Annotated in this window: 24 protein-coding genes; 1 reads left to right on the forward strand and 23 read right to left on the reverse strand. The window is 35.8% G+C overall.

Going from position 1 to position 26,637, the window contains the following annotated elements:
* Positions 1 to 14: 14 nt before the first annotated feature.
* The gene (locus tag I2D56_RS02765; protein ID WP_023023647.1) at positions 15 to 212 is read left to right on the forward strand and encodes a ferredoxin; all 198 of its coding nucleotides are present in this window, start codon (positions 15 to 17) and stop codon (positions 210 to 212) included.
* Here I2D56_RS02765 and I2D56_RS02770 read toward each other — a convergent pair.
* From I2D56_RS02770 to murB, 23 genes are all read right to left on the reverse strand, one after another.
* Positions 209 to 697 carry an EbsA family protein gene (locus I2D56_RS02770; RefSeq protein WP_023023648.1) on the reverse strand — a complete coding sequence of 163 codons (489 nt, stop codon included), beginning with the start codon at positions 695 to 697 and terminating at the stop codon, positions 209 to 211. The two genes, I2D56_RS02765 and I2D56_RS02770, sit on opposite strands and share 4 nt — an antisense overlap.
* 129 nt (positions 698 to 826) lie before the next feature.
* Positions 827 to 3,301: an LTA synthase family protein gene (locus I2D56_RS02775; RefSeq protein WP_195347924.1), complete on the reverse strand. Its 2,475-nt coding sequence runs from the start codon at positions 3,299 to 3,301 to the stop codon at positions 827 to 829.
* Position 3,302: 1 nt separating this feature from the next.
* Positions 3,303 to 4,163, reverse strand: a complete 861-nt coding sequence (locus I2D56_RS02780; RefSeq protein ID WP_195347925.1) for a rhamnan synthesis F family protein — start codon at positions 4,161 to 4,163, stop codon at positions 3,303 to 3,305.
* Positions 4,164 to 5,363, reverse strand: a complete 1,200-nt coding sequence (locus tag I2D56_RS02785) for an ATP-binding cassette domain-containing protein (protein WP_195347926.1) — start codon at positions 5,361 to 5,363, stop codon at positions 4,164 to 4,166.
* Positions 5,363 to 6,172: an ABC transporter permease gene (locus I2D56_RS02790; protein ID WP_003006678.1), complete on the reverse strand. Its 810-nt coding sequence runs from the start codon at positions 6,170 to 6,172 to the stop codon at positions 5,363 to 5,365. Before I2D56_RS02790 ends, I2D56_RS02785 begins: the two co-directional genes overlap by 1 nt.
* Entirely contained in the window at positions 6,172 to 7,113 is a 942-nt protein-coding gene (locus I2D56_RS02795) for a glycosyltransferase family 2 protein (protein WP_195347927.1), read from the reverse strand. Before I2D56_RS02795 ends, I2D56_RS02790 begins: the two co-directional genes overlap by 1 nt.
* Positions 7,110 to 8,258: a beta 1-4 rhamnosyltransferase Cps2T gene (cps2T, locus tag I2D56_RS02800; RefSeq protein WP_195347928.1), complete on the reverse strand. Its 1,149-nt coding sequence runs from the start codon at positions 8,256 to 8,258 to the stop codon at positions 7,110 to 7,112. The genes I2D56_RS02795 and cps2T overlap by 4 nt, the downstream gene beginning before the upstream one ends.
* Positions 8,259 to 8,401: 143 nt before the next feature.
* Positions 8,402 to 9,649, reverse strand: a complete 1,248-nt coding sequence (locus I2D56_RS02805) for a glycosyltransferase family 4 protein (protein WP_195347929.1) — start codon at positions 9,647 to 9,649, stop codon at positions 8,402 to 8,404.
* Between the two features lie 9 nt (positions 9,650 to 9,658).
* Positions 9,659 to 10,957 (reverse strand): DUF2142 domain-containing protein, encoded by a 1,299-nt coding sequence (locus I2D56_RS02810; RefSeq protein ID WP_195347930.1) that lies wholly within the window; start codon positions 10,955 to 10,957, stop codon positions 9,659 to 9,661.
* The gene (locus tag I2D56_RS02815; protein ID WP_195347931.1) at positions 10,944 to 13,895 is read right to left on the reverse strand and encodes a rhamnan synthesis F family protein; all 2,952 of its coding nucleotides are present in this window, start codon (positions 13,893 to 13,895) and stop codon (positions 10,944 to 10,946) included. The genes I2D56_RS02810 and I2D56_RS02815 overlap by 14 nt, the downstream gene beginning before the upstream one ends.
* A 195-nt stretch (positions 13,896 to 14,090) precedes the next feature.
* Positions 14,091 to 15,308: a beta-carotene 15,15'-monooxygenase gene (locus I2D56_RS02820; protein WP_195347932.1), complete on the reverse strand. Its 1,218-nt coding sequence runs from the start codon at positions 15,306 to 15,308 to the stop codon at positions 14,091 to 14,093.
* A 23-nt stretch (positions 15,309 to 15,331) separates the two neighbouring features.
* Entirely contained in the window at positions 15,332 to 16,108 is a 777-nt protein-coding gene (locus I2D56_RS02825) for a glycosyltransferase family 2 protein (RefSeq protein ID WP_195347933.1), read from the reverse strand.
* Positions 16,098 to 16,454: a DUF2304 domain-containing protein gene (locus I2D56_RS02830; RefSeq protein WP_195347934.1), complete on the reverse strand. Its 357-nt coding sequence runs from the start codon at positions 16,452 to 16,454 to the stop codon at positions 16,098 to 16,100. The genes I2D56_RS02825 and I2D56_RS02830 overlap by 11 nt, the downstream gene beginning before the upstream one ends.
* A complete protein-coding gene (locus tag I2D56_RS02835; RefSeq protein ID WP_195347935.1) occupies positions 16,454 to 17,170 on the reverse strand; it encodes a glycosyltransferase family 2 protein in 717 nt (238 codons plus the stop codon). The genes I2D56_RS02830 and I2D56_RS02835 overlap by 1 nt, the downstream gene beginning before the upstream one ends.
* Entirely contained in the window at positions 17,171 to 18,139 is a 969-nt protein-coding gene (locus I2D56_RS02840; protein ID WP_195347936.1) for a glycosyltransferase family 2 protein, read from the reverse strand.
* A 116-nt stretch (positions 18,140 to 18,255) separates the two neighbouring features.
* On the reverse strand, positions 18,256 to 19,560 hold the full coding sequence (locus tag I2D56_RS02845; protein ID WP_195347937.1) for an oligosaccharide flippase family protein: 1,305 nt from the start codon (positions 19,558 to 19,560) through the stop codon (positions 18,256 to 18,258).
* Between the two features lie 132 nt (positions 19,561 to 19,692).
* The gene (rfbD, locus tag I2D56_RS02850) at positions 19,693 to 20,544 is read right to left on the reverse strand and encodes a dTDP-4-dehydrorhamnose reductase (RefSeq protein WP_195347938.1); all 852 of its coding nucleotides are present in this window, start codon (positions 20,542 to 20,544) and stop codon (positions 19,693 to 19,695) included.
* A gap of 65 nt (positions 20,545 to 20,609) precedes the next feature.
* Positions 20,610 to 21,536, reverse strand: a complete 927-nt coding sequence (locus tag I2D56_RS02855) for a glycosyltransferase family 2 protein (RefSeq protein ID WP_195347939.1) — start codon at positions 21,534 to 21,536, stop codon at positions 20,610 to 20,612.
* 177 nt (positions 21,537 to 21,713) lie between these two features.
* The gene (locus tag I2D56_RS02860) at positions 21,714 to 22,784 is read right to left on the reverse strand and encodes an ABC transporter substrate-binding protein (protein WP_195347940.1); all 1,071 of its coding nucleotides are present in this window, start codon (positions 22,782 to 22,784) and stop codon (positions 21,714 to 21,716) included.
* Positions 22,781 to 23,554, reverse strand: a complete 774-nt coding sequence (locus tag I2D56_RS02865) for an ABC transporter permease (protein ID WP_048687979.1) — start codon at positions 23,552 to 23,554, stop codon at positions 22,781 to 22,783. The genes I2D56_RS02860 and I2D56_RS02865 overlap by 4 nt, the downstream gene beginning before the upstream one ends.
* The gene (locus I2D56_RS02870) at positions 23,551 to 24,357 is read right to left on the reverse strand and encodes an ABC transporter permease (RefSeq protein WP_048687974.1); all 807 of its coding nucleotides are present in this window, start codon (positions 24,355 to 24,357) and stop codon (positions 23,551 to 23,553) included. The genes I2D56_RS02865 and I2D56_RS02870 overlap by 4 nt, the downstream gene beginning before the upstream one ends.
* Entirely contained in the window at positions 24,338 to 25,495 is a 1,158-nt protein-coding gene (locus I2D56_RS02875) for an ABC transporter ATP-binding protein (protein WP_129821952.1), read from the reverse strand. The genes I2D56_RS02870 and I2D56_RS02875 overlap by 20 nt, the downstream gene beginning before the upstream one ends.
* Before the next feature lie 205 nt (positions 25,496 to 25,700).
* Positions 25,701 to 26,603, reverse strand: a complete 903-nt coding sequence (murB, locus tag I2D56_RS02880) for a UDP-N-acetylmuramate dehydrogenase (RefSeq protein WP_195213770.1) — start codon at positions 26,601 to 26,603, stop codon at positions 25,701 to 25,703.
* Positions 26,604 to 26,637: the final 34 nt, after the last annotated feature.

Genomic DNA, 26,637 nt, shown 5'->3' on the forward strand with positions numbered 1-26,637 from the left:
ATTACAATATAGATATGAAAATAACCTTAATACCTGAACGTTGTATCGCATGTGGCCTTTGCCAAACATATTCGGACATTTTTGACTATCACGATAATGGCATCGTTAAGTTCGCTTCGGAAGATGAACTGTTGGAAAAAGAATTTCCTACCGATGCAACCATCCAAGAAGCTGTTAAAAATTGTCCGACCCGAGCTCTTATCAAAGATTAAGAGCTTTTTTCATTATTAGCGTAGTAGAGTTGATAATAGTCCACATGGATGAAGTTATCAGTCAACTCAATCTCACCCTTGAAATGATCGTTCAAGGCCAAAGCATTAATAAAGTATTTTTTTGGCCACTTACGCATACAGAAAGTCCGACTTCTTGATCCATCGTTGAAAATTAACTTGATGGAATTCTTTGTGACTTCCACTTTTTCAATCGATGAAATCGGAACTTTTATAGGAGTTAACGGATTCGCCGTGATAATACGTAAAATCCCATCATCATAAATCGTAAAATAGCGATGCACTCCTACAGCCAGCAAGGCCATAAAGAGAAAGAATGAAAAGAGTACCACTGTCGGAATATTAGAACTCTCATACATCAGAGCTAGTCCAATAAAGACAGGTATAACCGATAAGGACCAATAGATAATCAGCATGGATAAATCAGGCTGCCAATGGTATCGGATTTTCCCAAAAATCTTAATCATATGCGGAACCCCCTCCTACTAGTTTAGCATAAAATCAACAAAAATAGAACAGGAAAGCCTGTTCTATTTTTAATAATTTCAGTAATCAAATAACTGAATGACAGCTTCAAGAAAGAGAGTCTTTTTCTACTATTTTTTCGCCGATGGTACTTCGAAGAAATCTTTGGATAGATAGCCTTTGCCACTAATTAAATCATACTCCACCATCTTCAAATCTTCAGCAATCTCTTGCGCTTCTCCTTCCAAAGCTTTTTTGTCCACACTTGCTTTCTTCAAAACTTCAGTCAACAGTGCATAGTAAGGAGAGACCTTAGAGTTGGTCTGTTCAAAGACCATAGCAGAGAAATCACTTGAATTGACTAAAGGATAGTCCAACTTCGGAGCATCGAAATTACTCCAAATAAAGTAGTCTGTTTGGTATTGACCTTCTGGATAGTTCTTAAAGGCAGATTCTGGATACAAACCAGGCAAATGATCTCCGTAAAAGACAACTGTAATCTTTTTATCGATTTTGGATAGCTTTTCTAGGAAATCTTGTGTGGCATTGTCAGTATGATATAACATTCTGATGTATGCAGATAATTGCTTATTTGCATTATCAGAAAATCCTGGATAAGATGCGTTCATATCAATTGGATTAGGTTCATTCCATGGTGTATGATTTTGCATCGTCATTACTGAAAAGAATTGACTATCTTTATTCATATTTTTTAGTACTAATTGGTAAGTAGACTCATCACTATAATTCCCACCTATATTGTAACCCTCTTTTCCTTTATTACCATAATGAATAAATTTAGCAAAGTCAAGGTTTCCATAAATAATATTACGCGAATAATTACTAGGACTAGCTATATGTATGACAATCCGATTATTAGAATTGAAAGAATTACTTATTGAAGGAAAGTAATTCATGACTGGAGCAACTTGTGTATATAATATAGAAATGGAAGGAGATAAGTTATACATAGGTAAACCAGTTAAGGTTTGAAACTCCATATTAGCAGTTCCACCTCCATAGCCATCCGATTTCATTAAACCACTTGTCGTACGTTTTTTTATTTCTTGGATTTTAGGAATAGGATTAGATGATACTTTCAAATCCTCAATACGCGAAGGATCAGAAAAACTTTCACTTAATACATAAATGACTGTTTGTTCGTTTATATTCTCTTTTCTGGTTAGATTTATATTACCTGCAACTTTTTTATATTTTTCTTCAATTTTTTGAATAGAACTTTTACTATAGTCTTTTGGTTTTATCATAACTTCTGATGTTAAATGAGAAAACCAAACATATGATAATGATTTAATTTGAGCATTCGTTGTATTTCCAAACCAAGAAATATCATGTTGATTGTTTAAAGTACCAATTATAGGTATACTGTCATCAACCTTACCATCTCTTCTCTGTTTAAAAACACTATAAATACCAATGAAGAATGAAAAGATAGAAATTATTACAATTCCTCTTAGATAATAATTTTCCAATACACTCCCATAAAGTAATATTTTTCTACAAAACAAGTACAAACCCAAAAAAACTGAAACTATTAAAAACGCATAAAAATACGATTGAGGCCCAAGCGAATCGAACATAATACCTGGATGCATCAACCAACTTAAATCACTTGGCAAAATAGGCTCTTGCCTATATTGAAACTTAAAATAGCTAGCTATTGATATACCAATGATTAAAAATACACTTAATAAAGTACTTAATAAAAACTCATTAAATAAACAATAAATAAGTAAAAATAATGCAAAAAATACAAGTACTTGAAAGGCGGTTGCACCAGGAAATAAATTTCTACCTAAAATAGTAACATCTGTTCTAATACTATTTTGAATCGTATAATTAAAGGTGATAGCAAAAAAAGAACTACAGACTAAGGCAGCACCGAATTTAGGTCTATTTCTGTATAATTCATCAATACCAATAATACTACAAAAAACAAAAGGAAAAAGTATGATAATTAAAAGAATAATAAATTTATCTAATTCCATTAAATATGAAAACTGGTTTTTAATCAGACCGTCTGTAAATAAATCTCTTAAATAACTAGTTTCCGGTAATATTTTATAAATTTTTGAATCAGTTAGACAAAAACCTATTAACATGAAGCTGTGGAATAATATTGAGTAATATTCCTTGTACTCAGAAATTTTAATAAGCCTATTCTCAAAAATAGGGCAATAAATTGAGATTACATAATGATAAATAAATGCAATTAAAAATATAGAGAAAAGAAATAGAAGAAAATTAACCTGAAAAAAGTCATTCGCTTTAAAAGAAAAAACATTATATTTTAAAACATTTACGTTTCTACTACATTCAATAATATACGACCCTGATAAGTATAATAAGTATATAATACCACTCTTAATAAAAAAGTATCTTGACCAAATTTTTGATAGGACAACGGATATAAAACTAATACTTATAAAAAGGAGTAAGGGAGCATAATGAGAATACGAAAAATATAAAATTGAATGAGTGGAATTGAAAGGTAAAAAATAATTAAAATTGACAACTAACAATAAAATAAAGCTCACTAAGAATAAGCATATTTTAATGTATTGATTTTTAATAAAGTTAAGCATCTTATTCTCTAAATATTCTCCTAACTAACTTTTTTATTCTGGAAATAAAATCTTTATTTTCTACCGTCGCATCAGTTATACTATATACATTTGAAATCAATTGTTCATTTAAAACCGACATAGGAAAATCAGTTAAATTGTTGATTTGACTCTTTATGTAATTAGTCTGTTCAGAATTAACTTGAAATACCTTAACTTTTATAAATGGTACTTGTTGATTAAGAATTTCTTCGGGTCTATAATAGGAAAAATCAGGGTGAATTAGATTACCTGCATCTTCATTTATAGTATTAAAAACCACACCGTATTTAAATCCAGATTTAGTTAGAATACCAGTAAATCTTGTCTCGTAACGATCAATCACACTTCTTATATTTTCATAATCCCTAATACTTGTCCAAAATTTTTGAAAAACTTTTGACGACACAACTTGACGGGAATAAGAAACAAAATAACTCTGAAGATGTTCCTTGAAATACTTTGTTTTTCTAAAATTAGTCATTCCCCAAAAATCAATATCTACTTGTTTTTCAAATTTTCCGAAATACTCTTTTAAATCCCACAAGGGACCAATACATGTATCGTTCATCAAGGTAACCGAATCATAATCTACCAAGGAATTAAATCCTATATAATTCATACCATCTCGCCAGGCAGCAAAATCATACCCAATATTCTCTCGTTGAATAACTTCTTCAATGCCAATTTTTCGTAGGGATTTTAAATGTTCAGTTGATAAGTAACTATTCGATATCAATAGAATACGCGAAAAAAGTGGGGAAAGTTTTTCCAATTGATATAAAACATGACTACTTAAATCATCAGACTTATTGTAGTGAACATAAAGTAGAATTCTATTCATCTACATCGTCTCCCATTTCCCATTCCTTTGCAATAATCCGGTAGCAGAATCTTTCGCTGACAAATCATCATCTAAAATATCTGTTCGATTTAATAAAATTATAGGTGAATTGTCTCCCTTTGCAAATGCAAGCATTGTATTCGAACTATCTCTTACTGAAACTTGAAGTTTTAATTTGATATCATTCAAGCTTGATAAACTACAAGAATAGCGGAAATTCTTTCTCCCTTTCCCATCAGTTAATAAAGATAAAGAATTATCATTATATACCCAAAGACCGCGGTCAATTTCAGTTAGCGAGAAAGCTATGTAAGTTTTTATGTCCTGATTAACATCATATGACACCTCAAACTCAATGGGATCTTCAGGACTTGACATTTTATTCGAAAGCAATTTTATGTTTAAATTGCTTACATCCGCATCCTCAATTGTAACATCATCATTTGAAACCTTTTGATTTGCTGCATTATCATAACTATATTGATTTGCAACATCATCAGGATTTCCAACTACTTTAACTAACCCATTTTCAATTAAAACAGCCTTATTACAATATTTTTTTACAGCATTCATATCATGGGTAACAAGAATTGTCGTCTTACCTGATTTTTTGCGTTCCATAAAGTAATCATTACACTTACGTTGGAAGGCCTCGTCTCCTACTGCAAGGACCTCATCCAAAATCAAGATATCACCTTGGGCCTTAATCGCGACCGAAAAGGCCAGACGAACCTGCATCCCTGATGAGTAGTTTTTGAGCTTCTGGTTCATGAATTCATGCAACTCAGCAAAGTCTACGATATCCTCATACATAGCATCAATCTCTGCTGTTGAGAAGCCTAGCATAGCGCCATTCATATAGACATTTTCTCGACCGGTCAACTCTGGGTTGAAGCCGACGCCAAGCTCGATAAAGGATACCAGTTTACCATCGATGGTGACAGAACCTTTTTCCGGCACATAGATTTCAGAAATAATTTTTAATAGAGTAGATTTTCCAGAACCATTTCGTCCTACAATACCATAGAAATCTCCTTTTTCAACTTCAAAAGAAATGTCACGTAAAACTTCTTGTTTTTTGTAACCCTTAATCCCCCTAAATCGGTTTACTAAAGTTGTTCGTAAACTTTGAGTCGATTCAGTTGGTAACTTAAAGTATTTGCTGACATGGTCAACTTTAACTGCAATATTACTTGACATTATAAAATCTCCGCAAATCGTTTAGAATTTCTGTTAAATACAATAACTCCAATAATAAATACAACTATTGGAATACAATATGGAATACATGCAATTAACTTATTATCAAACAAGTCCCAGCCACGAGGATTGACTGGATCAATAATATAGTGACGCATATCTTGCAAAATTTGTGCAATTGGGTTCATCATCAATAGTTTTGCAACATCAGTATGATTTCGTTGTAATAAATATGTAATTGAATAAATAATTGGACTCGCATACATTCCAGCCTGTAGCACTACTTCCCAAACTGGACCTATATCACGGTATTTAACAAATAGAGCCGATAGGATAAAAGCAAAGCCTAAGGAAAGAAACAAAATCTCAATAAATAAAGGAATGATAACAAGAGTATGAATCCCAAATGAGACATTATTAATCAAGGCGAAAGTGAACACAACTAATAAATTAATCGAGAAGTTGATAGCTGCTCCTAGTACCGATGAAACAACAATAGTCTGTTTTGGAAAATTCAACTTTCTCAATAAATCGCCTCTTGAAACAATAGACAACATCCCCATATTTGTCGCTTCTGTAAAAAAGCTCCAAAAAATCATCGACAAAAGCAATCCAACTGCGTAGTGCGGAGTTCCATCATCAAATCTTAAGAATCGAACAAATACTACATACATGATACTAAACATCATCAAGGGTTTCAGAATTGACCAAAGGTAGCCAATAGCTGAGCCTTGGTAGCGTAATTTAAAGTCTGTTTTAATTAATTCTCGTAATAAAATTCGATTTTTCTGACTAAAAACATCAAACATTATTTTTTACCTCGATATGCAAACTTTGTCAGAATCAAGCTGGTAAACACAAAGGTGTGAAAAGCCCGGTTCTTCCGATAACCATACTGACGAATCCGTCTCAAACGTTCTTTTAGTGGAACGTCCATGATGGTGACAAAGTTTTCAATGATTTCTTTATTTTGGGAACTGACTGGCAGATCCAATAAATTTTTTGCTTGTTCTTGACTGGACTCGATGAGATTCCAATATTTAGCAAACAAAATATGAGGGCGAACCCAGTTTTTAACCCGTTTTCTTAGGGTTCGAGCTCCAAGAACGTTGCTACTGTGCTGCCGGTACAGTTCTGTCGGCTGATCGATATAGATCAACTTTCCAAAGGCAGTTGCCAACAAAGCCAAGTACCAGTCATGCATAAGGAGTGCATGTTTTTCTTGACCCGTCCATAAGTCCGCCAGTGGATGGTTAATCATGGCTACCCCACCAGTTACTGTATTTTCCGTCAACTCTTGAATCAATTCTGTATTGGCATGATCAGACTGGGTGCGAATCATACTCTCATGTTGCACGTTCAAGTTTTCATCGACCACTTTTAAATCTGTGTAGACCAGCAAAGGAACTTCTTGAGGCTGCTTGGTCGCTTCTGCTACTTGAAGAGCAATTTTTTCAGGAAGCCAAACATCATCTTGATCACTGAAGCAATAAAGATCAGCTTTTTCATATTTCAAGAGGGCATGGAAGCTTTTGATGACACCAAGATTTTCGATAGCACCTTGATTGATAAAGCGAATGCGCTCATCCTGGGCTACCAGCTCTTGAATGATCTCCACCGTACCGTCGGTTGACCCATCATCTCGGATCAAGAGTTGCCAATCCTGATAAGTCTGGTCTTGGATACTTTTGACCTGCTCTTTTAGATACTGTTCACCATTATAGGTGGACAACAAGATATTTACTTTCATGATAAGAATAATTCCTCGTACTCACCTACAATTTTTTCCCAGGTAAAGTTTTGCTTCATATTGGCCTTGGCCCGTTGCCCCCATTCAGATGCATCTTCTAAAGAATCAAGCTGATCAATCAAATGCGCCAAATTCCCAGCTTCTTTGGTCCAATATTGAGCTGCGTCCTTTGCAACTGTTTGGTTAAAGGAGACTCCTAAAACCAAATTCAGATCCGTATGAGCAAGAGCCTCTAAGAGACCCGGATTGGTTCCGCCCACTTCATGACCATGGATATAGGCAAAGGCTTCTTTACGGATATACTTCAATAGGTCTTGATCATAGACCGTTCCTACAAACTTGACGCGTGGATCCTGATCAAATCCTGTTCGAGCTCGGAGTTCTTCAAAATAAGGATTGCCTTCATGATTACAAATAATCACCAAATCCCGCTTGGTGGAAGAGGCCATAAATTCACGAATGGCGGTCTCATAATTATTTTCTGGGACAAAGCGACCCAAGATCAAGTAATAGTTCTTCTCCTGAGTCTGCCATTTCTGATAGAATTCTCTGACCTTATTATCCAGACGGGTCAAGCTGGTCGGAGATAAGTCCGTCCCATAGGCAATATAGGTCGTCTTGGACCAAGGATAGGCTTCCTTGATATAGGACTCAATACCTGGGTTGTCAGAAATTACCAAGTCAGCGTGGCGTGTCATGATTTTTTCAGAATACTTGAGATAGGCTTGAATCGGTTTAGTCCACTTGGCCCGCTTCCACTCCAGTCCATCTGGATTGATATAGAATTTCCCACCCATCTTATGAATCTTACGCGCAAAGGGTGCCACAAAGGCTCCAATCGTATTGCCCAAGACGTAAAAGATCGGCTTTGCAATTCCTTGCTTCTTGATAATCTTCAAGGCATAGTTGATGGCCATCATGTCATAGGCAATGACCCTTGCAGGCCCAAGCTTGGGTGCTTTGATCGTGAAACAATCGACACCCTTATAGTCAAAATGATGATAGGCTTGATCATTAGAAAGGCAGGCAACATGGTACTGGATATCTGAAGACACTTGATGGGAGACCAATTGGTCCACAAAAGTCTCAAAACCGCCATATTGAGCCGGAAGCCCACGACTTCCGATAATAAAAACATGTTGCATAGAGTTCCCTTTCAAATCATTCACAGTCTATCCAATTATACCATTTTCTAGGCTTTTTGCCTAATCCAAACAGAAAAGGGAGTGCCACAGAAGGAGCTTTAAATAAAATTCCTTCTGTAATACTCCCACTATGATAAAGAATTCTAACCCAGTTTCTTCAGTCGAAATATTTTTTTAAAAGCAGATCTTACACTCTTTATTAGAGCTTTTCGGCTGTTTAAAAAATCTGTATCTTTCAGATTTACTTTTTTATGACGCAATTCATCATCCTCAATCTTTTCAGTAATATTAGCATAAACTCTCTCAAGAGAATATCTCTCTTTTAAACATGGAACTGATTGTACTGCTTCAAATTTCTCTTGGTCAAATCCATCAAGGACCTCTGAAATCATTCTAGTTAAAGAATCTAAATCACCCAAAGGGTAGATACGACCTTGCTCTTTCATATATTCAAAAGCAGATTTATGTCCCGCATTATCTGATAAAATTGTTGGAATACCATTTAAAACAGACTCAACATAAACAAGACCAAACGTCTCCATACTAGATGGAAAAACAGCTAAATCCTTATCAGTAATCTCCGACCAAGGATCATCTAAATACCCCAAAAATGAGATATTTTTCAAATCTTGCTCTGCAATATAATCATCACAGAGTTGTTTGTAATCCTCATCCCATGCGCCTAAAAATACAAGTTCAGTTCCTGCTCGATTAAGCATCTGAAAAGCTTTAATTAACTCAAGCTGATTCTTTCTCTGAGTCAAGCGACCAACCGAAACAATACGATGTTGGTCATTAGATTCAGCTTTTATATCTTCTTTTGGTTCAATTTGAGTATAAGGTGCAAAGGAATAAATCTTCCTATTTGGAAAATACTTTTCTAAATCCTCAGTTAAAGCTCCTGTTACAGCAAATATTTCATCAGAAAACTTATCTATAAAGTCTAGTTTTTCTTTGTAGTAACCGAACTCCCCCTCAGGAAATTCATGAATCAACCAAAAATGTTTGACATTCTCAAAAGCTGCAGCAAGTGCTCCTTGAAAGACGTTGACTGTATTACTGATGACAAGTTCCACCTTGTTATCTACAATAATATTTTGAATATCTTTGACATTTTTATTATAAGATTTCACTCGTATAAAATGATTAGCCGGCAAACCACCCGGTGCTTCTTCCCACCACCATTTGACAGCTGAAAGACCATAGGTCCCAATCCCTTTTTTCTGAAGTCCTACTTGATACTCTTCTTGAGATGGAACTTTATAATCAGGAAAAACGTTTAATACACGATAACCTTTTTTCACAAGAAATTCCATCAGATTCACAATTGAAATTTCAGCACCATTATCCAACGTTCCTGTTGGTGAAATGAATAGAATTGTTTTGGCCATAATTTTCTCCTACATCCAATAGAATGGAATTATCAAAAAAATGGAAATTAGAAAATTTACTAGTAGTGTTATGGTTGAAATTTTTAAAACTTTATTTTGCGAGATTTCAAAATTTCCTAAATTTGCCACTAAAGGTAAAAAGAGGATTAAAAATGGTGTAAAATATCTCCCTTGAGAACCAACTGAAACAGAAGCCCCGTGTCCAAGAACAATCGGTGTCCATTGAAGGTACATAACTGTTACAGTAGCTAGAACTTGAATTGGAAACAACCAGGCTGCAAAAATTGAAAAATCTTTTGAAAAGAAATCTTTTTCATTAGCTAAGAAAATTAAAACCAATACTGCTATATCTATAAAAATCAGCCATAGAGGTAACTGCAATGTAAAGTTTCCTAAATAACCAAAAACTCCTATTGTGAGAATAGAATTTAAATCTCCATTTTGCCTTGCATTTACAAGTGTATTTAAAAGGACATGAATATAATGGACGAGACCACCTTCATTTCTCATTAAAAATTGTAAAATGAAACCTATTGTTATAAGTAGTAAAAGATAAAAGACAAACTTATATCTAGAAACTATAATCTTTAATGACTTAAACGGTCTATTTAAAACTTTTAATACACCCCTAAATTCAAATGATACAAAAGGTATCAAACCTAATAACAAAATATTATTTGGTTTTGTTGCTAGAAGCAAAATCGCAAGACCTATCACTTGAACAAAATTACGATTGGTAAATCGTTTCGAATAGGCGATATTCGTGATAAAACCAAAAGCCAACATCACTTCCAAGTAATTCATCACATCATAAGAAAGAGATGAAGCTTGTTGGACCATAATTGGTAATAGTGATATAAACATCAAGGCTGTCTTTCCATACTTAAAATAACGTATTAAAAAGTATAACCCAAGTATATAAGCTAAAGCATTAAAGATACGCCCCATATAAATGATCATCCCAACCGAGGGACTAATCCAACTTCCTATCGTCATCCCAATTAATTGAGGTAAAAAAGAAATCGTTTTTAGACTAATACCAAATTTAAATGGCTCATTCTTCATTTCAATTTTGCGTGCTAGAAGTTGTTTATATTCCCTTGGTTTGACCTTATCACTACTTGGTATCTCATCCATCCACTTAAAGGAATTCTCCGTTGGTTTGTGTATAGTCTCCCAAGTCATACGCGCGTGGTTCATTTCATCTGGCACACGATTAATCGGAAACAGAAACATAAATGAGAAAATAAATATCGTTGCTAATATGAAAAATAAATTTTCAACTTTTATCTGTTTAATTCTGTTCAAAATAAGTCACCATTTCATCTTTCTTGCTTAAGGTACAATTTTCAAGGACTGCTCGGTATGCTGATTCTGCTAAGTTTTGCCTTAATTCTGGAGATAAAACTAAAGCTTCTAGCTTGTCAAACCACTGATCATCAGTAGCTAACAGACCTGTTTCACCATCAATAACCATATCCGAGAAAGCTCCTATCTTGCTTGCTACTGTTGGTACTTTCACCAAAGCAGCTTCAATCCACTTAATCTCAGATTTGGCACGATTAAAGATAGAATCCACAAGCGGTGCCAGGTTAATATCAACCTCGCTAATCAATACAGGTAATTTGTCCCAGTCCACATAATCGTGAGTGACAATTTGATTTTCAAAGGGCTTCATATCTTTTGGAATATCAAGAATTCCGACAATATGTAATTGAACATTACTGTATTTTTTAAGCAGTTGCTTAATAGCTGGTTTAATCAATTCAAAATTCTCATTATGACTTATTGAACCAGAGAAATAACCAATCTTAACCACGTCTGAGACATGAGAATAGTCCTTAAGAAATTGACTACTGATAGAGATTAACTCATCAGAGGCTAGATTACGATTCAGCAAAACCTTGCTTTGATACTTCTTCAACTCTTTTTGCAACTGATTCGTTGAAGTAATAGCACCGTCACAGTTCTCTAGCATATAGCCATAGTTTCGAACATTAGCATCATAATTTTCCTTCTCATGGCGTAGTAATCCTTTAGTATAACTCAATTGATCAGTATATAGCGTATCAAACACCAAATCATCAATATCAAAGAAAATTGGTTTTCCATAGTCCTTTGCCAAATGGCAAAGACGGAGAAGTTCAGGAGAAATTGGTGACCGATATATAATAATATGACTTGCATTTTGAGCTTGAGTCAATTCGAATTCTGATAAATTTACTACCTTAACTTCAAATCCATGTTTCCGTAATTGCTCTGCTTTGTTTAAAACACGATAGCGCGTACATTGTGGAATAATATTTTCAACACCATCAATCAATAAAATATATTGTTCACGAGGAACAGCTTTGAATTTATTGACAATTTCTTGCAAAATTGACACTGGGTAATCTGTCTTCTCAGCAACATACTCTAGCAAATCCGGAACTTCTGACTCACGCTCAAGACCTTGCCACAAGAATTGATCCTCATCATAATTTTTCAAAGCTGTGTATTTGACCAAAGGGCTACCTGCTTTAAGCATCCTCAACGGGTGAATATACATAGCAGAATCTTCGTATTCTTGCACCACAGCATCGAAACGATAACCTAAATCAGAAAAATACTTGGTAAAACGCGTCTCATGTCGACCAATAGCCTTATCGCGAGAATCTGTGTCTGTCAAATGTGTCCAATATTCATAAAAAGCATCATCATTTAACATGAGCTTTTCAATAACTAGAAAATACGACTGAAGGTGCTTAGGAATATAGCCGTATGGGTTCTCCTTAGTAACATCTTCTTGCTCTTCTCCAAATGAAATACCCCAGAAATCAAGATGCTTATCAGTCATCTCTTGACAAACTTGAGACAGATCCCTCATTGGTCCAATATTGGTATCATTGACCAAGAACAGTTGATCGTAATCTTTAAGCGTATCTTTACCAAGAGCAAAGATCCCCTCTCTAAAGGCTGCTGTGTCATATCCCTTATTGTCACGAGTCAAAACTTGTCCATAGGGTTCAAGTATATTGATATCCTCAACATGAAGCTGACCGTTTACAACAACAATGACATCATCCACCAACGAGGACAAGGCCTGTAAAAAACGTAATTTGTATTCTTGCAACCGATTTTCAGATTCGAAAATGACATAGACTAGCGCTCTTTTACCAGTAAATGACAGAGCAGACCGTTGACTATTTCTAAGACGACGTAACCGACGAACCTTAAGTGGGGTCACATGACGACGTAATCTAACAATTTTATCCTTTGTAGCATTTAAATAAGACTTGATTTTTCGTGGATTTTTTAATAAAACCTTCGTGATTTTAATAGGTTTAATCAGAGAATTCCCTATACGATACGAAAGAGAACTTCGAATCAGTTGTATCTCTTTACGAGCCTCTTTCAATTCTACTACTTGCGTTTGACTCTTACGATTAAGCTGTTTCTGCTTTCTTTGTAATTCTTTTACATATTCAGAAACATCATTATGGTGACTTATTAAACTTTCTAAACGATCTTCTAAAGTCATGAGATTATCACAAACTGCTTTATAAATGTCATGAGGAAGCCTATCCAGATATTTCTCAAGAACTTCGAGATAGATCTCATAATGATATCGTACGGAGTCCCTTTTTGAAATCGAATCTTTCTCAAAAACGCGATAATTAAGCTTGGTATTCGGCTGATATACTGCTTTAGCACCATTATTAATAATGAGGTTCAAGAAAAAATCATAGTCTTCAAGTTTTTTCCCTGAAAGTTTTTCATCATAATAGATACCCTTTAATATTGTTTTTTTTACTAAAGAACAGTTTGAAATATAGTTTGATTCCAATAAGTTATGTAAATCAAACTCTTGTGCTTTTAAATAGGTTTCATCTTTTTCAAAATTGTATAAATCACAATACACTATATCCGCTTGATGATTATTCGCACAATCATATAACTCCTCTACATATCTATCATCCAAGAAATCATCACTATCTACGAATAAAAAATAGTCCCCATTTAAAAAATTGAGTCCTTTATTCCTTGTTCTCACAACACCTATATTTTCGTGAGATTCAAATATCGTCACAAAAGGCGATTCTTTCAAAACCTCCTGAATAACTTCTGAGGAAGAATCTGTCGAACCATCATCAAGAACAATTAATTCAATGTTACGATAGGTTTGGTTAAAAATACTTCGCAAACATTGTTCAATGTAATTTTCATGGTTGTAACATGTTACAACTACTGATATTAATTTAGTCATTTTTCTATCCATTTCGATATTTATTCTAAAAAAAAATCAAAGTTTAATAATAAAATATTTATGATACACTTTTATTCACAAAAAAGCATACTAACCTCAATCTTTAAAAAGAGTACATATAATACTAATTATACTACAGTTTTTAAAAAAATGGAAAAACACATTAATAATAAAAAAAGTAGAATGAATCTACTTCTAATTAATTTTTCTATGTTTTATCTTTAAATAAATTTCATTTATAAACTTACAGGTTATTATGAAAACACTTAACATTATTGGTAAATAGGTCCTAGTATCTGAAGCATACAAAGTTGGTGAAAACGAAATAACCATACGTCCCAACAGGCCAATTATAAACAAATAGGAAAGCCAAACCTTATCTTTAGAATCTGAAAGACTCCATATAATAAACAGTAAAATAAACAATATAACAAAATAGAATAGAACTGCTCCAAAATAAACGAAATTAAATTCAAATGTTCCACTTTCTCTGGCAAGCTTACTAACAGCGGATAGCGTGAACAATATACTTCTCCATTCAAATTTATGACTTAATATAGTTAATAAAACAACTGTAGAAAGTATAAAACTAGTAAAATTATTTTTGTAAATAGATAAAATTACCGAAACAATTAAAAATAAAGTTACAAATGCAAATGAGACAGATAATAGTCCATCTCCCGTTTCTAAAATGCCTAGACCCACCTTTTGAATACTATTTAAATTAATAAAATTTGGAAACCAAGAATCTACATTTTTCATAAATCTTATTGTGTTTCCAGGAGCTAATTTCGCTGATAAGATTCCTAATGAAGAAACCACAACAAATAGAATATTCCAGTTTCTGTCACTGTTAATCTTCCAATCTCTAATGAGTTCAAAAACAATCCATAGAAAAGCATAAATTGCTAATTGTTCTTGCATGACAGCGAATACAAAACTTACAAAACTAGCAATCTTTACCAACAAGTTTGATGAATGACGAAAATAAAGAGAAAATAACATGAATGAAGCCGGAAGAATATAATTTACATAGGTCGGAATTGATCCTGCACTCAAAAATTCACTTGCAGGAATACAAATGAATATTAAGAACCCTGGAAGCCATGGAAGTTCCTTTGAGAACTTTTTGCTAGGTAATAGGAATACAAACGTTGCCAAAGCAGATACAATGACAAATAGTTTTTCATGAACAGAAAATAAAAGTGTTGCTGATTCAATTAACAGTCTGCTACTCCATGTAAAATAACGATCAATTCCAAAATAGAGATAATTATATTGAAATTCTTCTGCGTATTTCAAAAATGCGGTTTGATCTCCAACTGGTGTAATTTTATTATTAATATAATACTGTATTGCATACAACACAGATACGATAAATATATATAAATAAAATCTTTTACTGTTTTTCATTTTTTCTCCCTAAACATAAAAAACTAATTATTTGAATGTTGACTCTTCACATATTGTCTCATCAACAACTTGGCCATCCATTTTGGCCAGAAGAGTTCATACATGTATAGATCTTCTTTACTACGCGTATTGTCTGCAATGGTTTTTGATGTTTCAGACTCTCCATGGATACGGTGGCACATGAGTTTGTCAGATACATAAGCAAAACGACCTTTATACTCGCTGATCTTATACCATGCGTACCAATCCAAACTCACTCTCATTCCTTCATCAAAATAGAAATTCTTCAAATTTTCTCGATTATAGGTAACTGCTGGACAACAAATCGGATTCCCAAAAGCCATCACACGGTTTCGCCAAAAGTGACTAGCAGGAAAAAGATTCATGGTTTTTAACATCAAGGTTTTGATCTTCAGATTTGTATTCGCAGGAATTTTATGGCCATCTTTTTCTTCAAAATAATCAGAATACCCAATCAACACATCTTGATTTTTTTCCATCTTAGCCAAAACTTTCTCAGCATAGTCCGGATCATAATAATCATCCTGATGGGCAATCGTAGCATATTTTGTCTCTACAAAAGACATGGCATTATTCCAGTCCTTACCAATTCCTCCACCTTGTTTGGTATAAAATGGAATATCATACCGCTGACAAAGTTCTTTGATCGAGTCCAGTGGTGTTGAACTATAACAGATAATCTGTGATTGGAGAGTTTGATTCTTCAAAGATTGAATACAAGCTTCCAAATATTCGCTCTCTCCATAAGCACAGATCACCCAAGTATGATTACTGTTCATCATTCTCCTCTTTCGTTTCTACATGACTTTTTAAAATAGATAATTCTTGAACTAAATGCTTTATCTGTTCTTTTTGTTTTGACAAAGTCATGGTTTGTAAAAATCCAATAACCAACAGGAAAAAAATAGTAAGAGACAATAGAAAATTGGAGGTCAATTCAAATCCAAGTAATTTAGCAAAGTATCCAGGAATAGAATCAAACACAGAAATAACAATCATGACAAGACTGATAACAATCCACATGAATGCCTGTTCAAATAATATATTATTTTTGTTGATATTTCTAATGACTAAATAAAGGAAAAAGATTGAGGCTATCAACATCACAATAGATAAAACTGACATTATTCACTCTCCTTCATAAAGGCTGCGATAAGAATTGACGAACACACTTCTATCATGTAACGAATGGATTTAATTGGCGTAATGGAAGAAGCACCTCCAGTACGTTCAAACATATTTGCTGGTCGTTCAACAACACGATATTTACGTTTCAAAATATGAACAATAGTTTCTGGTTCAGGATACTTGATTGGATAACGCATAGCGAACTGTTTAATAACAGCTTTATCAGCTAAACGGTAGCCTGATGTTGTATCTAAAACTCTTTGGCCTGTTGTCCATTTGATAAGATTAGAAATCACACCGATTCCAAAGCGTCTCATAAAAGTCGTTTGAAATTCTGATTTAACGTCACCAACAAAACGAGATCCGATAACTAGGTCTGCCACGTTTTTTTGAATTGGTTCTAGCAAGTCTGATAAGGATTCAATATCATGCTGACCATCGCCATCAAATTGAACTGCTACATCATAGTCATGCTCTAGTGCATATTTGTATCCTGTTTGAACCGCACCACCAATACCAAGATTCATCACAAGATGAACAGCATTAAAATGATTCTCTTCTAGAATTTGTTTTGTCTTATCTGTTGAGCCATCATTGATAACAACATAGTCCAAATCAAAATCAACTTTCTTGCGGTAATTCAAGATACTTGTTACCGTGTCGAAAATGCTTTCCTCCTCATTGTAGGCAGGAATTATCATTAAAACTCTCAACTACTTTTCCTTTCCTTTACAGTAAAATCTCGAAAACAGTGAAACTAATCTCAAACGTTCTAAAGTTCTAAAAGCCATTACAGAAATAACTGTTTGAATTCTTTCTCCTGTTATCTCAGATGAAAATGGTGTTAAATTTGAATCAATACCTTCTTTAGAAACCCATTCTTTAATTCTTCTATATTGATCCATAAATGACGAACTTGAAGCGGCTCTTCCAGAAAAGAGTAAATACCAAATGTAATATCGTTTAATAAAATAGCGAATATATTTTGAATCGCCAGCAACTTGAAGCAAGTGACTCAGGAAATACACAATATCTATATTCGGATTAAAGCCTCTTTGAGATGTGTTTGAGATACTCTTCTCATTAAAAAACCAATTATAGCCATTATAATCAATTATTTTAATTTTTTCTGTTAAATTGTAAGCAGTCAAAGTAAAGATAACATCTTCACCTATTGGATAATCAAAGAACTGGATATTATTATCTGTTAAAAACGAAGTTCGATAAATACGTGCCCAAGGTGCAACGACTATATACTTAGACCATTCAGATTGTGTTAAATCTTGCTTAAAAAGTGTCTTCATTTCCTGATTAACGCGCTTATAACCACCAAGAACAATATCTAGTTGTTCTTGGTCTATTTCATTATAAAAACGCTCTAAATAATCCGAATCAACAAAATCATCATTATCAATAAAGACGAGATACTCGCCCTTAGCAAGTTGTATACCTTTATTTCTAGTTTTAGCAACTCCTTCATTTTCTTTATCAATTACTCGGATAAAATCATTATGAGTAGCATACCTTTTAATAACTTCTAAACTATTATCAGTAGAGCCATCATTTAAAAGAATAATCTCAAAATCTGTAAATGATTGATTGAGAAGAGAATCCATACATTGTTTAATTCCCTCTTGTGCGTTATATACAGGAATTATTATAGAAATTGCTGGATTTGTCATTAATATTTCCTCACTTTGTCTATATAGGCCTCTAAAAATTAACACACGAAAACGTACTAATTAATTTTTCAGCAAATGAACTTGATTTTATATCATACTATTATAGCCAACAAATATTATTGAGATTTTAACTTCACACTTTTATAACTTACATAAAGATAAATTAAAAAACTAGATATTAAGAAAACAGTCATTGATATTAAAAATGAAACGGAAGCTCCAAAAATACCATTATTCATTACAAAAGGCATTGTAACAAATTTTGCAATAAAAAATGTAACTATATAGGCAATAACTAAATAAGATTGTTTCCTAAAGATTGTCAATACAATATCAATAACCAATGCAAGAACATTTAAAATGCCTGCTGTAAGTAATACAGTAAATGGAACTTTATATTGTACTAAGGAAGTACCATACACAAACCCAAGTACTTCTGTACCTACTAGATAACCGATACCAATAATTATTAAACCTAAAATAAACATTACAGAAAAAAGAATATGAACCTGTTTGTAAAATAATTTATATCTCTTTTCATACCAATAAATTGATAGCTGAGTTGTTAAGGGACGCAAAATGAAAAATAATAGAGATAAAACAAATACTGGCATAAATAAAACATTAAAATCTCTTTGAATACCATTTGAAAAATAGCCCTGTGCTAATAATGTATCAATATCTATTTTAGCTTCATTATAAACATAAGTAATTAGAAAACCATTTAAAAATAATGGGAAAGCATCTTTTAAAATTGAAATGATATTAGAACTATCATTTTTCAACGATGGTAAAAAATCAATATCAAAATATTTCTTCGAAATTCTATAGTCTAAAATTATTGTAAGAAAAATATTTGCTAAACAAACTATAACACTTGAAATCATTAATGAATTTGAGAGAAATAAACACAAACCAAAAATGATGATGCAGACCCAACTTCTATAAAATAAAATTTTTCCGGCTAAATCTGATCTATTATGTTGTTGAAAAAAACCCTGAAATACATCTGAATAAGCATCAAACGCACGGTAAAGTACTAACAATAACACAATTAAACTTTTATACAAATCATATCCTTGTATAATAATATAGAAAAAAGAAGTTAGTATCATTAACAATAGCGTCACAATACGAGTGTTATGGTATGAATTAAAAGTATATTTTTCTTGTACATCTGTCGACTGCATATTTCGTATTTGAAAATATCCTAACACATAGAACTGTTGTCCTAATGCAAAGGCTATACTGAAAATATCTGAATTTTTTGGATCAAGTAACCTTGAAGCTAATAACAAAAGAACAACTGACACTAAAGATGATGAGATCGTTCCTAACATATTCCAAATATAATTCTGTTTTGAAGAAATTTTTGAAAAATCTCTATCATTCATTATGTTTACCTTCTTTAATAAATTCATTATACTTTGAAAAAATATTTCTCCTACAAAAAACTTTCCCCTTATTATACTATAGTTTTTATAAAATGTGTAAAAGACAAGCAAATATAACACAAAAAGACCTGAAAGGCCTTTCTTATATTATCAAAAAATTTATTTCACTTCTTGTTTATAAAACTCTTTCAAAGCATCCTTCCAAGTTGGAATAACAAATCCTGTTGCTTTCGCTTTTGCCAAACTCATTGTTGAGTTCAGTGGGCGTTTCGCCTTAGCTGGGAATTGGCTAGAATCCACTGGTTTCACTTCAACATCCGTATCTTTGAGGATTTCAACTGCAAAGTCATACCAAGTTGTATCTTCTGCTGCATCATTAGACAAGTGGTAATAACCATATTCCTTACGATTTTCAGCTAGATAGGTCATAAACTCTGCTAACGTACGTGTCCAAGTTGGACGACCATGTTGGTCATTAACGACTGTAAGCGTCTTGTGAGTTTTAGCAAGGTTTTGCATCGTGAAAACAAAGTTCTTACCGTAATTACCAAAGACCCAAGCAGTACGGATAATGTAGTAGTTAGTCACATGTTTTTCAACTAGCTCTTCCCCCATACGTTTAGTCCGACCATATTCTGTTTGAGGATTTGGCTGATCATCCACTTCCCATTCTTGACCAACTGGCTTATTCCCATCAAAAACGTAGTCGGTCGAGATATAAACCAAGGTTGCACCGTGTTTTTCAGACGCTTTTGCTACATTTTCCGTACCTGTCACGTTGATGGCGTAATCCAATTCTTTTCCTTCATCTTCTGCTGCATCAACTGCGGTATAGGCAGCACAATGGTAGACCAAGGTCGGCTTCACTTCCGCAAATACTTCATCTACTTTCTCTGCATTTGTGATATCCATTTCCGCCACATCAACGGCTACATATTCTTCATTTCGTTCATCTAACAAATGGCGCAGCTCAGTTCCAAGTTGCCCATTTGCACCTGTAATTAAAATCATGGTAAATTCCTTTCATATGCTTTATCCTTATCATTATAGCAAAAAAAGCAGAAGTTTTCTGCTTTTTACTTGCTTTTCTCCTTGATGACATAGATTGGACGTTTCTTGGTTTCCATAAAGATTTTACCGATATATTTACCCAAAATTCCAATGGTTAGCAATTGGAATCCTCCCAGAAAGAGAATCACCGTCATGAGGGATGGCCATCCAGAAGTTGGATCTCCAAAGACTAGAGTACGGACCACAATCAGAACCATCATGACAAAGGCTAAGATCCAAGATAAAAGTCCACCAATAAAGGCAATATTTAGTGGGGCATCTGAGAAGTTAACAATCCCTTCAATAGAGTATTTAAAGAGGGACCAAAAATTCCAGGACGTCTCTCCTGCTACGCGCTCTACATTTTTATATTCGAGGTACTCTGTCTCAAATCCTACCCAGGCAAAAATCCCTTTTGAAAAACGATTGTACTCGGATAACTCCATGATGGCATCGACCATAGGGCGACGCATCAAACGGAAATCACGCGCTCCGTCAACCATTTCCACTTGGCTGATATGATTGATCAATTTATAAAACATCCGTGCAAAGAAGGAGCGAATCGGCGGCTCCCCATCACGGGTCACCCGACGGGTTCCGACACAATCTAGATTTGGCTGCTGATCCAACTTCTGCTTCATTTCAATCAACAGCTCTGGAGGATCTTGTAGGTCCACATCCATGACCGTAACATAATCTCCTGAAGCATGCTGAAGTCCTGCATAGAGAGCAGCTTCCTTCCCAAAGTTCCGTGAAAAAGAAAGATAGTGGGCACAAGGATTCAAGAGATTGAGTTCTCGTAAAACATCTAAGGTTTTATCAGAAGACCCATCATTAATAAAAATATATTCAAATTCTTCTCCCATCGCTGTCCGAACACGTTCCATCTCTTCATAAAATAATGGAATCGATTCTTCTTCGTTAAAACATGGGACTACAACAGATAGTGCCAAAATTAACTCCAATCATTATTAGTAATACTATTTTATCACAGAATTGATCTTTCTTCTAGTTTATTGATAGACTCTAAGAATTTTCTACAATTAATACATTATAAAAACAAGCCCATAGCCCCTTTTAAGGACTATGAGCTTATTAACTATAATTAAATTATGTATACTTCTGCTATCCTACTTCCGATACATCTTCACTTGTAGGTAGAGGTCGTTATAGACTCCCAACCACTTCTTACCAAGTTGTTCATAGACTTCTAAATTCTTTAGCGTGTCATCGCTTGGATAGAAGGCCTGGTCCTCTTGGACCTCTTCTGGTAGCATCTTCTTAGCTTCTTTGTTCGGTGTGGAATAACCGACATAGAGAGCATTCTTATATGCATTTTCTGGGCGAAGCATGAAGTTGATAAAGGCATAAGCTGCTTCTTTATTCTTCACGGTCTTTGGAATGACAATGTTGTCAAACCAAAGGTTGCTAGCTTCTGATGGGACGACATAGCGGAGGTCCTCATTGGCCTCTAGCATTTGACTGGCTTCACCGGAGAAGGTCACCCCAATAGCCGCATTGTTTTGGATCATGTAGCCTTTCATTTCGTCGGCTACAAGGGCCTTGATATTGGGCATCAAGGTATAAAGCTTATCAACAGCTTCTTGGAGTTGCTGAGGATCCTTGGAGTTGAGACTATAACCTAAGCTATTGAGTCCAATCCCCATGACCTCACGCGCCCCATCGTACATCATGATGTCATTCTTGTACTCTGGTCTCCATAGATCAGCCCAGTGCTCAGGTGCCTTATCCACCATCTTGGTGTTGTAGATGATACCAAGAGTTCCCCAGAAGTAAGGAACTGAGTACTGATTGTCCGGATCAAAATTCAGGTTCAAGAAACGTGGGTCAATATTGTCTAAGCCTTTTAGTTTGGACTTATCCAACTTTTCAAGCAAGTTTTCGTCCATCATCTTGGCGATCATGTATTCACTTGGGATGGCAATATCGTAAGCCGTCCCCCCTTGCTTGATCTTGGTGTACATGGCTTCATTGGAATCAAAGGTATTGTATTGGACTTGAATGCCTGTCTCCTTGGTAAATTCCTTGAGCAATTCTGGATCGATATAGTCTCCCCAGTTGTAGATGACCAGCTTGTCACTGTCTTTTGGATTGGTCTTTGCTTCAAGACGGGCACTTAGTCCCGCTAACACGAGGATGACCACGACAATCCCTAGCAAGAATGAATAGAGTTTTTTCATACTGTCTCCTCCTTCTCTCTAGTGATGAAGTAATAGCCGACCACCAGTAAGATACTGAAGAGGAAGACCAAGGCAGAAAGGGCATTGATATTCAACGAAATCCCTTGACGAGCCCGTGAGTAGATCTCAACAGACAAGGTCGTAAACCCATTTCCTGTAACAAAGAAGGTCACCGCAAAGTCATCCAAGGAATAGGTAAAGGCCATAAAGTAACCAGCAATGATGGCAGGTGTCAAATAAGGAAGCATGATTTCCTTCAACATCTGTACCTGAGTAGCTCCTAGGTCATAGGCCGCATTGACCATATCACGGTTCATTTCCTTCAAGCGCGGCAAGACCATCAAGACCACGATTGGAATAGAAAAGGCCACGTGACTCATCAAGACAGAAGCAAAGCCCAGCTGGAACTTGATGGTCGTAAAGAGGATCAGGAAGCTAGCCCCAATCATAACGTCAGGTGCCACCATAAGGATGTTATTGATGGACAAAAATGGTCCTTCAAACTTCTTCTTAGACTGGTAAATGTAGATTGCCCCAAAGGTCCCAATAATAGTCGCAATCAAGGCTGACAAGAAGGCCAAGAGGAAGGTCTGTGAGAGGATCAACATGAGACGCGTATCCTCAAAGAGACTTTGGAAATGCTCCAAGGTAAAGCCTGTAAAAGCATTCATATCCCCACCAGCATTAAAGGCATAGGCAATCAAGTAAAAGATTGGGAGATAAAGGAGCAGGAAAATCAATCCTAAATAGATACGTGAAATCTTTTTCATCGTTCACTCCTTTCTCTCGTTACCCACATGACTAAGAGCATAGCAAGGATCAAGACCACCCCAATGGTGGATCCCATTCCCCAGTTTTGTGTTGTGAGAAAGTGTTGCTCGATGGCAGTCCCCAGAGTAATGACCCGGTTTCCTCCGATCAAACGCGTCAACATGAAGAGACTCAAACTTGGAATAAAGACTGACTGAACACCCGAGCGAACCCCGTTCATAGACAGTGGGAAGACAACTCGACGGAAGGTATCCCACTTGTTAGCTCCTAGGTCATAGCTAGCATTGATGAGGTTTGGATCCAAATCATCCAAAACATTGAAGATAGGAAGGATCATAAAGGGCAACTCAATGTAACTAGCAACAAAGATGAAAGAAAAGTCCGTAAAAAGGATCTGTTGCGGACCGATTCCGATGAAGCTCAAGAATTGGTTAATAGATCCCCCTTGACCAAAGATCCCGATAAAGGCATAAGCCTTGAGCAAGAGGTTGACCCAGGTCGGAAGGACAATCAGCATGAGCCAGAGTTGGCGATGTTTGAGCTGGGTCAAAAAATAAGCTGTCGGGTAAGAAATCAAGAGCGTCACAAAGGTGACGATTCCAGCATAGAGAATGGAGTTAAAACTCATCTTGAGGTAGGTCCAATTCTGCGCTGTAAAAAAGGTTTGGTAGTTCTCTAAGGAACCCTGTCCCTGGACATTAACAAAGGATTGCCAAATAATCAAAACTACGGGAGCCAAGACAAAGAGGAGGATCCAGAGAAAGTAGGGAACCACAAAGAGGTTAGAGGTTGTTTTCTTCATCTCTTTCCTCCTCGATGGCATTGATCAATCCGGCTTCTTGCTCTTCCACTTCGACGTACTCTTCGATCCGAGCATCAAACTCTTCTTCCGTTTCATTGAGACGCATGACGTGGATATCTTCTGGCTCAAAGTCCAGACCGATTTCCTCTCCTACGATAGCCTTACGGGTTGAGTGGATCATCCACTCATTTCCCAATTCATCATAGGCGATGATCTCATAGTGTACCCCACGGAACAGTTGGGTATCCACTTTTACCTGGAGCTTACCTTCTTCGGGCAGGGTGATTCGCAAGTCTTCGGGACGAATGACGACTTCGACCGGTTCGTTTGGTCTCATCCCTCCATCGACTGACTCAAAGCGTTTACCGTTGAATTCTACTAGATAGTCTTCGATCATGATCCCTGGAAGGATATTGGACTCACCGATAAAGGTCGCAACAAAATGATTAATGGGCTCATCGTAGATATCAACTGGCGTTCCTGATTGGACGATTTCTCCTTCGTTCATGACAAAGATCCAGTCACTCATCGCTAGCGCTTCTTCCTGGTCGTGGGTTACAAAAACAAAGGTAATACCCAAGCGTTGTTGCAATTCACGGAGCTCATACTGCATGTCAGTCCGTAACTTCAAGTCAAGGGCAGACAAGGGCTCATCCAAGAGGACTACTCGCGGTTCATTGATAATCGCCCGTGCAATGGCTACCCGCTGGCGTTGACCACCAGAAAGTTTCTGGATGGACCGTTTCTCAAAGCCTCCCAATTGAACCATCTTGAGGACTTCTGTTACTCGTCTCTCGATTTCAGACTTGTCAACTTTCTTCAAACGGAGAGGGAAAGCAACATTCTCAAACACATTCATATGTGGGAAAAGGGCATAGGATTGGAAGACGGTATGGACGTCCCGTTTATTGGTCGGTACATCATTGATCCGAACACCATCCAAGAGGACATCTCCTGTCGAAGCGTCTAACAAACCAGCAATGATGTTCAGAATCGTTGATTTACCAGATCCTGAAGCACCGAGGAGGGTATAGAATTTCCCTTCTTCCAACTCAAAGTTGATGTCTTTGAGAACCACTGTATCACTGTCTTCAAATACTTTTGAGACATTTCTAAACTCAATAATTGGTTTTTTCAATTCACATAAATTCCTTCTTTTTCATGCGTTTCCTTCTGAGACCAACCACTAGTCTCATAGGCTGACGAGCGAACCCGTCAGGCCACCAACACCTCTCGGGGACTTATAAGACTGCCCCACCTATTTTCGGTATCGATAGGCACTCACCCCCCTTCTAAAGTAGGAAGGGTCTACCCTAGAGTAACCCTTATTCCATCTCGAACCCTTAATCTTTCCCAATAATACGGACTTCGCGCTCCAAGGTCACACCAGCTGATTTTTCAACTGTCGCGATGACATGAGCGATTAAGTCTTCATAATCTTTGGCAGTACCATGATCGACATTGATCATAAAGCCAGCATGCTTTTCTGAAACCTCTACACCACCAATCCGGTGTCCCTTTAATCCAGCTTCACTAATCAATTGTCCAGCAAAGTGATCCACTGGCCGTTTAAAGACCGAACCACAAGATGGATACTCAAGTGGTTGCTTAAGCTCACGCAAATGAGTCAAGCGAGCCATTTCTTGATTGATCTGATCATAGTTGCCTGGCGCTAGAGCAAACTTAGCAGCAATCACCACATCTCCTGTCTCTTGGATCTTGGAATGACGATAGCCAAAGGCTAATTCTTCTGCTGTTAAGGTTTTAATTTCTCCTTCTGGCGTCAAGACCTTACACGATTGGAGAATGTGGGCAATCTCACCACCATAGGCGCCAGCATTCATATAGACAGCTCCACCGATGCTACCTGGAATCCCACAGGCAAATTCAAAACCTGTCAAGCTATGGTAGCGGGCTACATGAGTCACATCGATCAGCTTAGCACCTGCCTCTGCTTCAATCACATACCCATTGACCCGGATATCATGAAAATGATCAAACATGATCACAAAGCCTTCAATCCCACCGTCACGGACGATAATATTGGAAGAATTCCCCAAGACCATCCAAGGGATTTCCTGGGCATTTGCAAAGGTAACAATTCGTTTTAATTCATATTGATTACGAGGAAAGGCTAAATAATCTGCCGCCCCTCCAACCTTGGTATAGGTGTATTGTTTGAGTGGCTCATTGAACAAAATCTCAATACCAGCCAATTCCTCTTTGATTTGCTTTACGATTTCCATCTCACAACTCTCTTCTATACGTTATCTTATCCAT

It is taken from the genome of Streptococcus australis, assembly GCF_015553625.1.
GTDB classification, from domain to species: domain Bacteria; phylum Bacillota; class Bacilli; order Lactobacillales; family Streptococcaceae; genus Streptococcus; species Streptococcus australis_B.

Coding starts and splice junctions, on each gene's coding strand:
- I2D56_RS02765 (WP_023023647.1), top strand. CDS start 15: ATGAAAATAACCTTAATACCTGAACGTTGTATCGCATGTGGCCTTTGC.
- I2D56_RS02770 (WP_023023648.1), bottom strand. CDS start 697: ATGATTAAGATTTTTGGGAAAATCCGATACCATTGGCAGCCTGATTTA.
- I2D56_RS02775 (WP_195347924.1), bottom strand. CDS start 3,301: ATGCTTAACTTTATTAAAAATCAATACATTAAAATATGCTTATTCTTA.
- I2D56_RS02780 (WP_195347925.1), bottom strand. CDS start 4,163: ATGAATAGAATTCTACTTTATGTTCACTACAATAAGTCTGATGATTTA.
- I2D56_RS02785 (WP_195347926.1), bottom strand. CDS start 5,363: ATGTCAAGTAATATTGCAGTTAAAGTTGACCATGTCAGCAAATACTTT.
- I2D56_RS02790 (WP_003006678.1), bottom strand. CDS start 6,172: ATGTTTGATGTTTTTAGTCAGAAAAATCGAATTTTATTACGAGAATTA.
- I2D56_RS02795 (WP_195347927.1), bottom strand. CDS start 7,113: ATGAAAGTAAATATCTTGTTGTCCACCTATAATGGTGAACAGTATCTA.
- cps2T (WP_195347928.1), bottom strand. CDS start 8,258: ATGCAACATGTTTTTATTATCGGAAGTCGTGGGCTTCCGGCTCAATAT.
- I2D56_RS02805 (WP_195347929.1), bottom strand. CDS start 9,649: ATGGCCAAAACAATTCTATTCATTTCACCAACAGGAACGTTGGATAAT.
- I2D56_RS02815 (WP_195347931.1), bottom strand. CDS start 13,895: ATGACTAAATTAATATCAGTAGTTGTAACATGTTACAACCATGAAAAT.
- I2D56_RS02820 (WP_195347932.1), bottom strand. CDS start 15,308: ATGAAAAACAGTAAAAGATTTTATTTATATATATTTATCGTATCTGTG.
- I2D56_RS02825 (WP_195347933.1), bottom strand. CDS start 16,108: ATGAACAGTAATCATACTTGGGTGATCTGTGCTTATGGAGAGAGCGAA.
- I2D56_RS02830 (WP_195347934.1), bottom strand. CDS start 16,454: ATGTCAGTTTTATCTATTGTGATGTTGATAGCCTCAATCTTTTTCCTT.
- I2D56_RS02840 (WP_195347936.1), bottom strand. CDS start 18,139: ATGACAAATCCAGCAATTTCTATAATAATTCCTGTATATAACGCACAA.
- I2D56_RS02845 (WP_195347937.1), bottom strand. CDS start 19,560: ATGAATTTATTAAAGAAGGTAAACATAATGAATGATAGAGATTTTTCA.
- rfbD (WP_195347938.1), bottom strand. CDS start 20,544: ATGATTTTAATTACAGGTGCAAATGGGCAACTTGGAACTGAGCTGCGC.
- I2D56_RS02860 (WP_195347940.1), bottom strand. CDS start 22,784: ATGAAAAAACTCTATTCATTCTTGCTAGGGATTGTCGTGGTCATCCTC.
- I2D56_RS02865 (WP_048687979.1), bottom strand. CDS start 23,554: ATGAAAAAGATTTCACGTATCTATTTAGGATTGATTTTCCTGCTCCTT.
- I2D56_RS02870 (WP_048687974.1), bottom strand. CDS start 24,357: ATGAAGAAAACAACCTCTAACCTCTTTGTGGTTCCCTACTTTCTCTGG.
- murB (WP_195213770.1), bottom strand. CDS start 26,603: ATGGAAATCGTAAAGCAAATCAAAGAGGAATTGGCTGGTATTGAGATT.